Below are 14,134 nucleotides of genomic sequence, written 5' to 3'. Positions count from 1 at the left end.
AAAGGGGGCGTTTAGTTCGTTTTCAATATTTCGATAAGCTTGGTGTTAACGTAGATAATTTCCCGTCCTACTTTTTCCGATTTAAGAATGCCGATTTTCTCCAAGGCGTTTAGGTATCTAGAGGCTGCTTTTCTTTCTACATTAAGTTTATCAACCACATTTTCAATTTTAGAATAAGGATGCTCAAAGAGTAACTCCACAAGTTCCTTTCTATAAATTTTTGGTTCCTGTTGCTGTACAGCCAAGATAGTATCGGAAAGAAGCTGATTTATGGATTGAATTTTGGAAATGGTTCTTAAGGATGTTAACTCTATTCCCTTAAGTATATACAGAATGTATGGTTCCCATTCAGCTTTGTTGTTTACTCCGTTTAGTAGTTTGTAATAATCAGCTTTGGTTTTATTAATGTAAGAACTGAGATATAGGATTGGAACATCTAGGAGATCATTTATTATTAGATATAATATGTTGAGTATGCGGCCAGTGCGACCGTTTCCGTCATAAAATGGGTGGATACTTTCAAATTGATAATGAAGTATTGCCAAATTAATTAATGGATGTGTTTGCTCTAGGTTTACGTTAAAATGTTCCAGAAAATTACTCAGCAATTCTAAAATCTCTGCCTTGTTTTGCGGTGGTGTATAAACTACTTCACCCGTTTTATCATTTTTCAGAACGGTTCCCGGGACACTTCTTATACCTGCATTATTTTCTAAGAGGGTGTGTTGGATGAATTCTAGGTCTTTTTGTTTTAGGAAACCTTGCTGCTTAATTAGATCATATCCCTGCAGAATTGCTTTACGGTAGTTTATTACTTCTTTAACCTGAGGATCTTGCCTGGATTTTGTAGAAAGAGCTTTATATAATTCATCTTGGGTAGTTATGATGTTTTCAATTTCAGAACTATCCTTGGCTTCTTGAATTACAACCGCATTAACTAACATTTCTTGATTAGGCATCGTTTGGGCAATGCCTTTTAATTCACCCAATGACTGAGCCGACTTAGCAAGCTGCCTAAGGATTTCAATTGTTTCCACTTGCTCCTTTTTTGGCGGTAGTTTCTCAAGTTTTGGGATCTGGTGCATTCAGTCGCGTATTATTTACACATGTACCAAAAATACCAAAAAAGGTACACGTTATAAAAACGTGGGACTTTTTGTCTCATGTATTTCTGAGATGTGGGTTGCAAAGAATCCGCCTAAAGAAAGTGTTTTTGTAAATATCCATCCATTCCCCCAAACAAAAAGTCCCGGCGCCTAGCGGGCCGGGACTCTTTTACAATCGGTATTTTTTCTCTATTAGGAGTAACTTAATTCGCCTTTGGCTCCCGCTTTTTGGGCCATTTTTCTTGCTGTTTCAGCAATGCCATCTACATCGTAGCCGCATTCTTTATAAAGCTCGTTTTGGGTTCCGTGCTCAATGTAACGGTCTGGTACGCCCAGTCTTTTTACGGTGGCCTGATAATCGTTGTCCGCCATAAACTCTAGTACTGCCGAGCCCATTCCGCCCTGTATGCACCCATCTTCAACGGTAATTACCTTGTCGAACTTGCTGAATACTTCGTGTAGTAATGTTTCGTCTATGGGTTTTACAAAGCGCATGTCGTACATAGCGGCGCTTATGCCTTCTTGCTCCAAGATCTCAGCTGCTTTTAAAGCTAGGTTACCTATGTGTCCTATTCCAAGTATAGCAATTTCTTCTCCATGCTTTACTTTCCTTCCTTTTCCAACTGGGATCTCCTTGAATGGGGTCTTCCAGTTTTGCATTACGCCTTTTCCTCTTGGGTAGCGAATAGAAAAGGGTCCATACTTCCCAGTTTGTGCGGTGTACATTAAGTTTCTTAACTCTTCCTCGTTCATAGGCGCAGAAACCACCATCTTAGGAATGCAACGGAAATATGCTAAATCGTAAGCTCCATGGTGAGTTGGTCCATCGGCCCCAACCAGTCCACCTCTATCTAAACAGAATACTACTGGTAGGTCTTGCAGGGCCACGTCGTGTATAACCTGATCGTAGGCGCGTTGCATAAAGGAGGAGTAAATATTGCAAAAAGGAATGAGTCCTTGCGTTGCCATTCCTGCCGAGAAGGTAACTGCATGTTGTTCTGCAATTCCCACGTCGAAGGCTCTATCTGGCATGGCCTTCATCATTATGTTTAAAGATGATCCAGATGGCATCGCTGGAGTTACCCCAACTATCTTCTCGTTTTTCTCCGCAAGCTCTACTATGGTGTGTCCAAATACATCTTGGTACTTTGGAGGCTCTGGACTTTTAGGTACTACCTTAACAATCTCACCGGTTTCTTTATTAAACAAACCTGGGGCATGCCATTGGGTTGGATTTCCCGTTTCTGAATAGTGGTACCCTTTCCCTTTTTTGGTTAGTACGTGTAATAATTTCGGACCTGGGATATTCTTAAGGTCTTCAAGCACATCCATCAGGCGCATTACATCGTGCCCATCGATAGGACCGAAATAGCGGAACTTTAAACTCTCAAATAAGTTGCTCTGGTTTAGTAAGGACGTTTTTACAGCGTTCTCCACTTTTTGAGCAATGGCCTGTGCATTGGGACCGAATTTTGAGATTTTCCCTAGTAAATGCCAAACATCATCCTTTACCTTGTTATAGGTAGACGAGGTGGTAATGTCGGTTAGATATTCTTTTAGGGCCCCAACGTTAGGGTCAATAGACATGCAGTTATCGTTAAGGATCACCAACATGTTAGAATTCTCAACTCCTGCATGGTTTAATCCTTCAAAGGCCAAACCAGCTGTCATGGCACCGTCGCCAATAACCGCAATATGTTGTTTGTCTTGTAGTTTTTGCAATTTGCTTGCCACAGCCATCCCCAAAGCTGCAGAAACCGATGTAGAGGAGTGTCCTACTCCAAAAGTGTCGTATTCACTTTCGCTGCGCTTGGGAAATCCGCTTATCCCTTTATACTGGCGATTTGTGTGAAATTGATCTCTTCTACCGGTTAAGATTTTGTGTCCGTATGCTTGATGTCCAACATCCCATACAAGCTGATCGTAGGGTGTGTTAAAAATACGATGCAGCGCAACGGTAAGTTCCACAACCCCAAGACTTGCACCAAAGTGACCTCCTTTTACGGAAACCATATCCACGATGTAATCGCGGAGTTCCTGACACATCTGAGCCATTTTCTCCTTGGGTATCTTTCTTAAGTCTTCTGGGGTGATGACTTTACTAAGAAGTGGACCTGCAACAAATTCTTTCATAACGGATTATAAGGTGCAAAGATAGCATTAGCTATGCAATTGTGTATTAAACTGAAAGATGGGTTCAATTGTTTTGCTATTTCCGTAAAACGGCATACAGATTGTACTCGTCTTCTTTCCCAGACAGCTTAACGTTGGGATACAGTTGAAAATTGTAACTACTAATGTGATCTAAGGTTAAAAAACATTCTTCGGAAATTAAAAATCCCTGACCAAATGGCTTACAGTGTTCCATTATTTTGGCACAAGTATTTAAGGCATCGCCGTTGAACGCTATTTCTTTTTTTAAGTCACCCACCTGAGCAACAATTACCTCACCTACGTGTAAAGCGGCCTTAAAGGTTGGCATAAACCCATATTTTTCTACGTAGAGGTGTCTGTTCTTGTAAATGTTAAATAGGAAATTGAAGTAGAGCTTAAGGCAGTTGCTATTTTTTACCCCTTTTTTAAAGGGCCAGGATAGTATAATTTCGTCTCCTACATACTTGTAAATCTGTGCATCGCTCTCAAAAACGGGAAGAGATAAATCTCTAAAAAAGTCGTTGAGCAATTTGTAGTAGGCTCGATTTCCAATGCGCTCATTTATGCTGGTACTATCGTTGAGGTCGATAAACATAAAAAATCGGCGTTCTTCCTTAGGGCGGATGTATCTTCCCAAAAGGTATTGGCTAAGAATTCTTACCCCCACTATGGCCTCAAGCTGAAGAAACAACCCAATGCTAAATGCCACCACCACCGATTGTACAACGGTAAGCATAACATCTTTTTCGGTGGCCTCAAGGTTGTAGTCGTTTCCTTTAAACCAAAGCAAAACGGTTCCAAAAAAGATGACAATAACCAGAATGGTGAGCGAGTAAAGCAGTAGTCTGGCAAAGAGCTTCAGCAAATTTGCCTTTAGCTTAAATCGGCGCAGCACATATAGTTCTACAAGTCCAATACAAAAACCTAGTATAAAACCATAGATAATGTGTTCGTGCCGGTAGGTGTTCCACGCTATCAATAGACAAACAAGGCTAATTAAAACCCCAATTATTCCTGTTTGTATACATCGGCCTAAAAGCTTACTGAGAAAAATGCTCATGTATTGCGTGGTATGCTAGGGCAAAATAAGAAAATATAGTTTCAAAAGGGGCTGGTGCTTTTTGGCAAAATACTGGGTAAAAAGGATATTTCTATCCGCGTACTTTATTTCTAACGTAAATGTGTTTTATATTTTTCTCACCAGTTTCTCTTTCCTCTATTTCTATGTCATTTAGGCTTTTAACTAGTGGGAACAGCTTGCTAAATCCGTAATTTCTTGGGTCGAAGTCTCGGCTTTTTTTCAGGATATAGTTACCCAGCGAACCTAAAAATGCCCAACCACTCTCATCAGAAATCTCTTCTATGCTTTCAGAAATCAGCTTTTTCAATTTGGGATCAACATCTTTGGTGTTGGGTTTGGTGCTTTTAGATTTATCCTGTTTTGGATCCCTTTCGTCGTTCCTTTCCTTTCTAAGAATTTCTATGTAGATAAACTTGTCGCAGGCCGTAATAAAGGGTTTCGGGGTTTTCTTCTCCCCAATACCAATAACAAACATAGAAGCCTCGCGCAGGCGTGTTGCCAACCGAGTAAAGTCGCTATCGCTAGAGATAATGCAAAATCCACTCACCTTGTTGGAGTACAAAAGATCCATGGCATCAATTATTAATGCACTGTCGCTAGAGTTTTTTCCTTTGGTGTAGCTGTATTGCTGTATAGGAGTGATGGCATTTTCTAACAACACATTTTTCCATCCGTTGGATTGGGGTTGGGTCCAATCTGCATAAATTCTTTTTATGGTGGGATTACCGTATTTGGCAATTTCATCCAGCATTTCTTTTATGTGGGCGTGAGGAACATTGTCGGCATCAATTAACACCGCAAGATTTTCATCTTTCATATTAAATAGGATGTTGTAGCCTGATAAATAGGCGCTTGTGGGCGTAAAAGATAAGTTTAAAAGACGAAATGGAAATTTAATCTTTCATAAACTCCTCGCGTAAAATGCTGTAGATGTCTATGTCAATATCGCGTCCCTCTTTTATTTCTGCAGACCGCAGCGTGCCTTCGTGGTGAAAACCAACTTTTGAAATGGCGTTTTTGCAAGCCGCGTTTAAGCAGTCCACATAACCTTCGATCCGATTGAGATTGAATTCGGTGAAACCCATTTTTAGAATAAGCGGCATCACCTCTTTCATAATGCCTTTTCCCCAGTATTTCTTAAGGACCCAAAAACCTATTTCAGCTTTTTTATTCTCGTAATCTACGTTGTTGAACCCACCAGCACCCACAAATTTGTTGCTCCCCTTTTCTATTATACACCACCATTTTCCAGTTTTGGTTTCTAATAAATTATCATACCAATCCATTTGTTCCTGGGTGCTTCGTAGGCTATTGAAATGAACATCATAGTAGCGGGTAACATCTGGGTCTGATAATCCCTCAAAAACAAATTCTATATCGGTTTGAGCAATGGTGCTTAGGAAAAATCTGGGAGTGGCTGCTATTGGGTTTTTCATTCTGTTGTAAAGCTAAGGTATTCCTCGCGGTAAAAGTAGAAACCCCTTGGTTCTGGATGTTATGAAAGCATAAAACCGGACTTTTTAGTTTCTTAAAGCGTGGATGGAAAATAAAAAAGCCCGCTTAATAAGAATTAAACGGGCTTTTGCATGCATATAATTAGATTTTAATCGATGTTGTAACGGTATTTCACCTTGTTTAGGATAAGGTACATTACTGGTACAATTACCAGCGTTAAGAAGGTTGCGAAACTCAAACCAAAAATGATGGCCCATGACATAGGTCCGAAGAAAATTACGTTATCTCCACCCATGTAAACTGCTGGGTCGAAGTGCGTAAATAATCCCACAAAGTCTATGTTTAAACCAATTGCTAGCGGAATAAGTCCAAGTACCGTAGTAATGGCCGTTAGCAATACCGGACGCAAACGGGTTTGACCTCCTTCGGATATACTTTCTATAACCACGCTCATGGGTAGTTTTTCATCTTCTTTTAATCCCATTTCCTTGCGTTTTCTATCCATAATTAGGTTGGTGTAGTCTATCAATACAATAGCATTGTTTACTACTACCCCTGCAAGAGAAATTATTCCAATCATGGTCATGATAATCACAAAGTCCATTTGGAAAGCCACTAATCCAAGAAGCACACCAATTAAACTCAGCACCACCGCAGTAATGATTACCGCAGGCGTTAGGGTGGAGTTAAATTGCGCCACCATAATCATGAATATCAGGAATACTGCTATAATAAGTGCTCTTAGTAAGAAGGCCATTTCTTTGGCCTGCTCCTCTTGCTGACCCGCGAATTTGAAACTGTAGCCTGGTTTGATGTCGCTAAAGTTTTCCATAGCCGCTTGAATCGATGCTACCACCTCGTTAGGATTATAGCCATCTTGAACGGTAGAAAACAAACTCACCACCCTTTTTTGCTCCTTCCTTTTGATAGAAGAGTAGGTAGAGGTGCGCTTAGGTTCCTTGATTACCGCAGAAATAGGTACCTGGTTGATTTTTCCAGTAGTCTGGTCTCTAAAGGTTATTTTCTGGTTTAAGAGGTTCTCTAAATTGTAGCGATCTTCTGCTAAATAGCGAAGGTTAATGGGGTAGTCATCTTCGCCTTGTTTAAAGGTGCTGATTTCTTTTCCAAAAAGCGCTGTTCTAATTTGAGAGGCTATGGTGTAGGTGGATAAATTGAAAGCCCTTGCCTTCTCTCGGTCAATTTCAATTGGCAATTCAGGTTTACCAAGGTCTACATCCAATTTTATTTCATCGAAACCTTTTACTCCAGAGTTGTAGATGTGGTTTTTAATACGGTAAGCTGTAGCAAGAATTTCGTTGTATTCTTTTCCTTCCACCTCAATGTAAATAGGTGGATCTAGAGGTGGTCCGGCAGGATCTTTGTCCACCGAAATTTGCACATCGGCATCGAACCCTTGCACCACTTCGCGAATTTCTTCCATAACATTAGAGGTTTCTATTCCCCTTCGGTACGGAAACTCCACGAAAGACACGGTTACCCTTCCCTTGTGGGGAGTTGTGTTCATGGAAGGTCCTTCGTTAGGGTCTGAAGCCCCTTGCCCCACCTGGGCAATTACTGATTTTACCAACCAGTTTTGCTTTTTGTTTATTCCCTCTAATTCAGATGGAACCTCTTCTTCGTATTTTTTGATGTACTCTAAAACACGGGTTTCAACTTCCTTGGTTACCTCATTGGTTTTCTGGATATCCGTTCCAATAGGCATAGACACAAATACGTTTACGTAGTGTGGCTCGTTAATGGGGAAGAAAAGTACTTTGGGAGTGAAAACGCCAAGTAAAACAAAGGATAGTAACAACAATCCAAAAGAACCGAAAAGGAATTTTCTCGGGCGTTTACCTTCTAGTGCGAAATCTAAAAACTTGCGATAACCTTTTTCAAGTTTGGGTAAGAAGTTTTTCTGGAACTTGATGGATCCTGGATTTAAGAAGTGGGCGTTAACCAAAATCAACAACCCTATTAGTAAAAACAGGTTTCCAAACCATAGGGTGTTAATATTCAATACGTATAAAAACAGAAGGTCGAAACCAGCTCCAATAGCCGTAAGCAATAACCCGACTTTGGTTGCTTTTTTCTTGTCGAGTTTATCGGTTTCTACTCGCATGTAAGTGGCGGTAAGAACTGGGTTAATTACCAACGCAACAAAAAGCGATGATCCAAGTACCACAATAAGTGTAAGGGGAAGGAATTTCATAAACTCCCCAATTAGGCCCGGCCAAATGGCAAGGGGGAAAAATGCCGCAAGAGTGGTTGCTGTAGATGCGATAATAGGTACCGCAACTTCTCCAATTCCCTTTTTAGCAGCCTCTATCCGGCCCATACCTTCGTCCATGAGGCGGTAAATATTCTCCACCACTACAATTCCATTATCCACCAGCATACCCAGGGCGAGTACCAGTGAGAAAAGAACCATGGTATTCAGGGTAACACCAAAGGCATTTAGAATTAAAAATGACATCATCATGGATAGCGGAATGGCCACCCCCACAAAAATTGCATTGCGAAGACCCAAGAAGAAAAGCAGTACAAGTACTACTAGCATTACCCCAAAAATGATGCTGTTTTCTAGGTTGGAAACCTGTTCTCTGGTGGCATCACTTTGGTCGTTGGTAATGGTAATATTTAAACTGGCAGGAAGGTATTCCTTCTTTGCTATTTCCAGAATTTCACCGATGGCCTCCGAGGCTTCCAATAGGTTTTTTCCCGAACGCTTGGTTACGTCGAGCATAACCACTGGGTTTTTAAATTCTCGGGCAAAAGATTCTGCTTCTTCGTCGCCAAAGCGCACCACGGCAACATCTTTAAGGTAAACTAAATCGCCCCCCTCTTGTTTTACAATTATGTCTTCAATTTCTGCCGGGCTTTTAAATTCGCCTTCTACCCTAATGGTTCGGCGGTAGTTGTCCACCAATAACTCACCACCTGACATGGTGATGTTTTCGGAGACAATGGCGTTTTCTATGTCGCCCAGTGAAACCTTAACCGCTTGAGCCTTCATAGGGTCGATAGCGATTTCTAATTCTTTGTCTTGAACCCCACGAATATTTACCTCATTAATTTGAGGTAGTTTCTCGATTTCCTCTTGTAAATACTCTCCAAATTCTTTCAGCTGATCAATTGAGAAATCACCTGAAAGGTTGATGTTCATAATTGGGAAATCTGAAAAGTTCAGCTCAAATACATTAGGATCTGCCGGTAGATCGTTGGGGAAATCTTTGTCGGATTTCGCACGGTCTACAGCGTCTTTAACTTTAATGAGCGCGTCCTCAGATTTAACATCGAAGTCGAATTCGGCAATAACCGTGGAATAACCCTGAACCGAGGTAGAGCTTAGTTTATCCAACCCCTCTATGGTAGAAATTTCTTGCTCGAGCGCTCGGGTTATTTGATCTTCTATGACCTTGGGTGAGTTCCCTGGATAAGCGGTTCCAACGTAAATGGTTGGAATTTTAATCTCCGGAAAGTTTTCACTCGGCATGGCAACGTAGGCCAGAAGTCCAGAAAAGGCAATTAATATAGCTAGTAAGAATACGGTCCTTCGGTTGTTAACCGCAAGGGAAGAGAGGCCGAATTCCTTAAAATTCTTTTTGTTGGATGAATCCTGTGTCATGATATCTTCCCTTATTTTTCAACTTTTACAACAGATCCTTCGGTAATATTTCTAGCACCCTGAACCACAACTTGTTCGTTTCCAGCAAGTCCAGAAATTACCTCAGTTTCACCTTGGTAGCTATATCCAGTTTTTATAAAAACACGTTCCACTGTTTGTAGGTCGCCTTCGTTTTTAAGCACGTACACAAAATTCTCGTTGTTTAAATCTTGCTGTATTGCTTTGGTTGGAATAACTATGGCGTTGTCATTGCTATAATCTCTAACATTTAGCTCGGCTACCAAGTTTGGGATGAGGTTGTTGGCCTTAGGCAATTTCGCAGCAACCTTTATGGTTCTGTTGTTTGGATCTATATAATTTCCTACCTGAGAAAGCTCCGAGCTTACCTCGGTTCCTATTGCTGGAAATTTAATGAGTACCTCAGTCCCATTTTCAATCTGACCGACGTATTTCTCAGAAACATCTGCCTCTAGTTTTAGTCTGTCTAGGTTCACCAATCTGGCGATAGGTCTACCTACGTTAACCAGTTCTCCAGTTTTAGGTAAAACTTCGTCGATAACCCCGCTAAAGGGTGCTCTGATAATGGATTTTTCCTTTTGTGCATTTAAAGAACTAAGTCTTGCCTCTAAGGTAACCTTGTTGTTTTTGGCTTGCTTAAACTCCAGTTCAGAACCGATGTTTTGATCCCAAAGTCGCTTTTGACGTTCGTAAACAAACGAAGCAAGATCGTATCCGGCCATTGCCTCTTCTATTTGTTTGTCTAAAATGTCGGTATCTAAAGAAAGAATTTTTTGACCTGCAGCTACCTTTTGTCCTTCGGAAACATGAATGGATTTAACCACTCCATTTACCTCGGCAGTTAAGAGAATATTGCGCTCAGCCTCAACCTGACCCTGCACCTGAAAATAGTGGTTGAAAGGTCGAGGGTTAGCCTTCACGGTTTTTACTTTAAAAACGCGCTGATTGCTTTCTCCAGTAATGGCTTTAATCTGGTTGTCGATCTCCTGAATTTTTTCACCCAGAATTTTGAATTCTGCCTGTAAATCGGATTTCTGTTTTTTTAGTTCCTCCACACCTTTTGTTTCGGCGCTTTCTTGAGGTTGACATGCCAGGAAAATTCCAGCAATAAGGGGTAATATATATTTAGCTTTCATCGGATTTTCTGGGTTTAATTATTTAAAAGTTTGTCGAGATTACTTTTGGCTTGACTTAAATTAATGACTGCGTTTACGTATTTGGCTTGCGCCTCTAGAAATTGATTTTCCGATTGGTTTAAGTCGAAACTAGAGGCTAAACCTTCTTTAAACTTAATCAGCGTTTGTTCCCGAATTTTTGTACTTAAATCTAAATTCGCCTGTTGGGTTTTGTAATTGTTGATTTGGTTTTTTAGGGTGGCTTGAGCGTTGCTAATTTCTAATCGCATGGCTTCAGACACTTTCTGGTCGTTAATTTTGGCCAGGGTCACTTCAATTTTACTTTGCTTGATTTCGTTTTTCTTACGCAGCGAGGAAAAAATTGGGACACTTAAATTTATTCCAACCAAATTGGTAGTAAAGTAGTTGTCGCTATTGGTGAAAACCGAAAACTCCTGTCCAAAAGCGTTTTGTTGGTGACTAAAATAAGCGCTAAGCGTAGGAAGGTAAGAGGCTCGATCTGCCTTGTATCTGTACTCTTTTAGAAGCAAATTTTGTCTTGCAAGCTTAGCCTCTGTTGTGCGCAAGGCACTGTACTGGTCTGTAGCAAATTGATCGATTCCAACCTCGGTAAAAGCGTCTATCCCCGTGGTTAAAACCACCTCTCTATCTATGGGGAAACCAAGGGTGAACTTCAATAGATTTTTTGCCATTGTAATTTGAGTTTTGGCATTATCCACCGCGTATTGTAGGTTAGAAAGATTAATCTGAAGTTGAGAAACTGTTATGTCGTCTGTTAAACCCTCAGATTTAAGAGCCTCGGTTTGATTAGCCAGTTCCTCCAGGTTTTTCGCCGACGCTTCTAATGTCTTAAGGTTTTCCTCAGCTGCTACGGCCATTGCGTAGGCATCGTACACCTTTTTGCGAATTTCTTGGGTGGATAATTTGCGCTGTAATTTGCTTAGTTCAACCACCTCGCGTGCGGCCTTTAATCCTATAATATAACTACCATCAAATAGTAACTGGTTTGCAGTTACATCCAAATTCATGTTCTGCTTAGTACCAAAAATTACCGGTTGGAAAGTTCCAGGTTCGCCCCCGAAAAATTCTGCCGGTATTAACTGAACAGGTTGCTTGATAAAGTTTTGATATCCAGCCGAGCCATTTACTTGAGGTAAACCAGAGGCAATTACCTCGTTTACCCTTGCCTGGGCTTTCTCAACTTCCTCTTTGCTTTCTAACAAGGAGTAGTTGTGAACCAAAGCATAATCTTGGGCCTCGGCCAAACTAAAACTCTGCCCTTGCGCGTATCCAGTATTTCCAGACACTCCTGCAATAAAGAGGCAAAGAGCTAATATGCGTTTCATAGTTGTGGTTTGGGTTTATTCTGTTTTAAAATTTCAATTCCTTTTTGTGTACAACACCCACGTAGGTGGTAGTTAAAGAGTTGCTTTAAAGGGTTGTCGGTAAGAGAACCCAATAACAACCCGTGCTCCAATAAATGGTTTGTTGAGGCAATGTACAATGATGCAATTAAGTCTGCATCTAAATCATCTCGATATATTCCCTCTTCCATACCGCGGTTGAGGTTTTTAACAATGAGTTTTTTTACAAAATGCTCACGATGATCTTCAATTAATTTAAAAGCGTCTGGGTAATATTTTTCTAATTCGTAAAAAATGTTCTGGGAAACAGATTGTTTAGTTTTCGAAATACATGTTCCAATACTAAGCATTTCGGCAACTGCATTTTTTTGGTCGCTGCATATTTCACAAACCATTGATTGTACTTGTTCTAGATGTCTTTGTACCACTTTCGTAATTAGGGTTTCTTTGTCTGAAAACCACTTGTAAATGGTCTTTTTAGATACCTTAAGATGGCTTGCGATGTCGTCCATGGTAACGCTTTTAAAGCCGCGTTTTAGAAACAACTCGTGTGCACCGTCTAAAATGTTTGCCGTCTCTTTCTCCATAATCTGGGTACAAATTAAAGACAAAAAGACGTCGTCGGAAACTTAAAATACCTTAAAAGTTTCTAGAGTTTTTTATTCGATATAAGAAATGCTTGTAACACCTACATTTTTGCCGTTTTTTTGCTGGGAGAAAAAACAGATCTATGTCGACAGTCATTAAATCCATATTAAGCGAAGGAAAAGAAGGGGAGAAGCTCGTTATTAAAGGATGGGTTAGAACCAAGAGGGGAAGCAAAAACGTGAGTTTTATTGCACTCAACGACGGATCTTGTTTAGGAAATTTGCAAGTAGTTGCTGCTGTGGAGCATTTCTCGGAAGAGGATTTAAAAGACGTTACCACTGGAGCTTGTATCGAAGTGAGCGGAGCACTTGCGGCATCCCAAGGATCGGGACAAGCAGTGGAGCTAATCGCCGAGGAATTAAAAGTATTGGGTAAAGCCGATCCAGATAGTTTCCCTATGCAGCCCAAAAAACACAGCATGGAATTCTTGCGCGAACATGCCCATTTGCGTTTTAGAACCAACACCATGGCTGCCGTTTTCAGAATCCGTCACAACCTTAGCTTCGCTATTCATAAATTCTTTAACGATAGAGGATTTTACAATTTACATACTCCAATAATTACTGGATCAGATGCTGAAGGTGCAGGTGAAATGTTTAGGGTAACCACTTTGCCCGCAGACAATCCGCCTAAGACCGAGGAGGGTGCTGTAAATTATGCTGAAGATTTTTTCGGAAAAGAAACCAACCTAACCGTTTCGGGACAGCTTGAAGCCGAATTGGGTGCTTTGGCGCTTGGTAAAGTGTACACATTCGGACCTACTTTCAGAGCCGAAAACTCAAACACTACGCGTCACCTTGCAGAATTTTGGATGATAGAACCTGAAGTTGCCTTTAACGATCTAAAAGACAACATGGATTTGGCTGAGGACTTCCTCAAGTATTGCGTTCAATACTGCTTGGATAATTGCCAAGAAGATCTTGAGTTTTTGGATAAGCGCTTTGTGGATCTTGAAAAACAAAAGCCAGCAAATGAAAGGTCGGAAAAGGGTTTGATAGAACGTTTGCAAGAAATTGTTAGCAATAGCTTTGAGCGCATTACCTATACAGAAGCTATCAACGTGCTTCAGAACTCTAAGCCATACAAAAAGAAGAAGTTTAAATACCCAGTAGAATGGGGGACCGACTTGCAATCTGAACACGAGCGTTATTTGGTTGAGAAGCATTTTGGAAAGCCCGTTATCATTACCGACTATCCCGCTAGTTTCAAGGCTTTTTATATGCGCTTAAATGAAGATGGCCAAACTGTGGCAGCAATGGATATCCTTTTCTCTGGAATTGGAGAAATTGTAGGAGGATCGCAGCGCGAGGAAAGGCTAGATGTGTTGGAGCAAAAAATGAAAGAATTCGATATTCCAGCTGAAGAAATGTACTGGTATTTGGATACCCGCAGATTTGGAACCTGTGTGCACTCTGGGTTTGGTTTAGGATTTGAGCGTTTGGTGCAGTTTGTAACGGGAATGGGGAATATTAGAGACGTAATACCTTTTCCGAGAACTCCTAAAAATGCAGAATTTTAATTTTTTGCTTGTACCAAAATTTTGC

The 14,134-nt window shown here is 40.7% G+C and carries 10 protein-coding genes; 1 reads left to right on the top strand and 9 read right to left on the bottom strand.

Annotated features, from left to right (window positions below):
- Positions 1-11: 11 nt before the first annotated feature.
- The 9 genes from FRX97_RS00675 to FRX97_RS00635 form a co-directional block, all read right to left on the bottom strand.
- Positions 12-1,085 (bottom strand): Fic family protein, encoded by a 1,074-nt coding sequence (locus FRX97_RS00675; RefSeq protein WP_147012340.1) that lies wholly within the window; start codon positions 1,083-1,085, stop codon positions 12-14.
- 213 nt (positions 1,086-1,298) lie between these two features.
- On the bottom strand, positions 1,299-3,239 hold the full coding sequence (dxs, locus tag FRX97_RS00670) for a 1-deoxy-D-xylulose-5-phosphate synthase (RefSeq protein ID WP_147012338.1): 1,941 nt from the start codon (positions 3,237-3,239) through the stop codon (positions 1,299-1,301).
- Between the two features lie 76 nt (positions 3,240-3,315).
- Positions 3,316-4,320 carry an adenylate/guanylate cyclase domain-containing protein gene (locus FRX97_RS00665; RefSeq protein WP_147012336.1) on the bottom strand — a complete coding sequence of 335 codons (1,005 nt, stop codon included), beginning with the start codon at positions 4,318-4,320 and terminating at the stop codon, positions 3,316-3,318.
- 91 nt (positions 4,321-4,411) lie between these two features.
- The gene (locus tag FRX97_RS00660) at positions 4,412-5,158 is read right to left on the bottom strand and encodes an NYN domain-containing protein (RefSeq protein ID WP_147012334.1); all 747 of its coding nucleotides are present in this window, start codon (positions 5,156-5,158) and stop codon (positions 4,412-4,414) included.
- Positions 5,159-5,234: 76 nt separating this feature from the next.
- Positions 5,235-5,777 carry a GNAT family N-acetyltransferase gene (locus FRX97_RS00655; RefSeq protein ID WP_147012332.1) on the bottom strand — a complete coding sequence of 181 codons (543 nt, stop codon included), beginning with the start codon at positions 5,775-5,777 and terminating at the stop codon, positions 5,235-5,237.
- A gap of 167 nt (positions 5,778-5,944) precedes the next feature.
- Positions 5,945-9,424, bottom strand: a complete 3,480-nt coding sequence (locus tag FRX97_RS00650; RefSeq protein WP_147012330.1) for an efflux RND transporter permease subunit — start codon at positions 9,422-9,424, stop codon at positions 5,945-5,947.
- An 11-nt stretch (positions 9,425-9,435) separates the two neighbouring features.
- On the bottom strand, positions 9,436-10,578 hold the full coding sequence (locus FRX97_RS00645; RefSeq protein ID WP_147012328.1) for an efflux RND transporter periplasmic adaptor subunit: 1,143 nt from the start codon (positions 10,576-10,578) through the stop codon (positions 9,436-9,438).
- A 14-nt stretch (positions 10,579-10,592) separates the two neighbouring features.
- Entirely contained in the window at positions 10,593-11,924 is a 1,332-nt protein-coding gene (locus FRX97_RS00640) for a TolC family protein (RefSeq protein WP_147012326.1), read from the bottom strand.
- Entirely contained in the window at positions 11,921-12,529 is a 609-nt protein-coding gene (locus FRX97_RS00635; RefSeq protein WP_147012324.1) for a TetR/AcrR family transcriptional regulator, read from the bottom strand. The genes FRX97_RS00640 and FRX97_RS00635 overlap by 4 nt, the downstream gene beginning before the upstream one ends.
- Positions 12,530-12,672: 143 nt before the next feature.
- Here FRX97_RS00635 and asnS point away from each other — a divergent pair, with 143 nt between their 5' ends.
- Positions 12,673-14,109, top strand: a complete 1,437-nt coding sequence (asnS, locus tag FRX97_RS00630; protein WP_147012322.1) for an asparagine--tRNA ligase — start codon at positions 12,673-12,675, stop codon at positions 14,107-14,109.
- Positions 14,110-14,134 lie beyond the last annotated feature (25 nt).

This window comes from Luteibaculum oceani, from assembly GCF_007995015.1.
Lineage (GTDB): Bacteria > Bacteroidota > Bacteroidia > Flavobacteriales_D > Luteibaculaceae > Luteibaculum > Luteibaculum oceani.
This window is presented reverse-complemented; position numbering and strand designations above follow the sequence as displayed.

Bases quoted from the DNA above. Each gene is read 5' to 3' on its own strand.
- FRX97_RS00675 (WP_147012340.1), bottom strand. From the start codon at position 1,085: ATGCACCAGATCCCAAAACTTGAGAAACTACCGCCAAAAAAGGAGCAA.
- FRX97_RS00660 (WP_147012334.1), bottom strand. From the start codon at position 5,158: ATGAAAGATGAAAATCTTGCGGTGTTAATTGATGCCGACAATGTTCCT.
- FRX97_RS00640 (WP_147012326.1), bottom strand. From the start codon at position 11,924: ATGAAACGCATATTAGCTCTTTGCCTCTTTATTGCAGGAGTGTCTGGA.
- FRX97_RS00645 (WP_147012328.1), bottom strand. From the start codon at position 10,578: ATGAAAGCTAAATATATATTACCCCTTATTGCTGGAATTTTCCTGGCA.
- asnS (WP_147012322.1), top strand. From the start codon at position 12,673: ATGTCGACAGTCATTAAATCCATATTAAGCGAAGGAAAAGAAGGGGAG.
- FRX97_RS00635 (WP_147012324.1), bottom strand. From the start codon at position 12,529: ATGGAGAAAGAGACGGCAAACATTTTAGACGGTGCACACGAGTTGTTT.
- FRX97_RS00665 (WP_147012336.1), bottom strand. From the start codon at position 4,320: ATGAGCATTTTTCTCAGTAAGCTTTTAGGCCGATGTATACAAACAGGA.
- FRX97_RS00655 (WP_147012332.1), bottom strand. From the start codon at position 5,777: ATGAAAAACCCAATAGCAGCCACTCCCAGATTTTTCCTAAGCACCATT.
- FRX97_RS00650 (WP_147012330.1), bottom strand. From the start codon at position 9,424: ATGACACAGGATTCATCCAACAAAAAGAATTTTAAGGAATTCGGCCTC.
- dxs (WP_147012338.1), bottom strand. From the start codon at position 3,239: ATGAAAGAATTTGTTGCAGGTCCACTTCTTAGTAAAGTCATCACCCCA.